The organism is Paenibacillus sp. BAC0078 (genome assembly GCF_054483875.1).
This window is the reverse complement of record NZ_JBTLRW010000072.1, coordinates 1-665: the sequence shown is the minus strand read 5'-3', so window position 1 is coordinate 665 and position 665 is coordinate 1. Positions and strand designations below refer to the sequence as shown.

Annotated in this window: 1 protein-coding gene; it reads right to left on the bottom strand. The window is 48.4% G+C overall.

Going from position 1 to position 665, the window contains the following annotated elements:
• A partial coding sequence (locus ACX1DY_RS31470; RefSeq protein WP_458968051.1) for a transposase occupies positions 1–619 on the bottom strand: 619 nt, incomplete at its 3' end.
• Between the last annotated feature and the right edge of the window lie 46 nt (positions 620–665).

The window sequence follows — 665 nt, the reverse complement described above, 5'->3', positions numbered from 1 at the left end:
GTTTTTTCGTTTCCGCCTCCTCTTTCGACAGAGGAGGTAGCGGCTTTTTTCCGTGAGAGACACGGCTGTCGGTGACGGCTTGCTCCAACTCTTGAAGATAGGCTTGGGGTGTCTCATTCGCCAATTGCAGCGTATAGCGGTTTTTGTTGGCACTGGCTTGAATATGCGTAGAATCCGTGATCAATAGCCGCCCCGCAATCATGCGGTGGGAGATGGCAAGTCGCACCACTTCGTCGAAGATTTCCTGAAATATTCCGGTTCCTTGAAACCGCCCATTGCGGTTCCAGCTTATCGTGGAATGGTCGGGTACTCGTTCGCTCAGACCCAGACCCAAGAACCACCGGTATGCCAGATTCATCTGGATTTCCTGCTCTAGCATTCGTTCCGAGCGAATGCCGTACAGGTAGCCAATCAGCATCATTTTAAATAAGCGGACCGGTGGAATCGGAGGTCTGCCTTGGTTAGGGCTATAAAATGGACGGACTTTTTCTGTAATGAACGAAAAATCCACATGCTTATCAATCAGACGAAGGAGGTGATCCGGTGGAACCAACTGATCCAAACAGACAAGCTCCATTTGATATTTCCCGCTATTCCCTTGATCCTTCTCGTTTAACATGAGACACCGCACTTTCTTACAAAGTTACCTATATTATACCAAATGA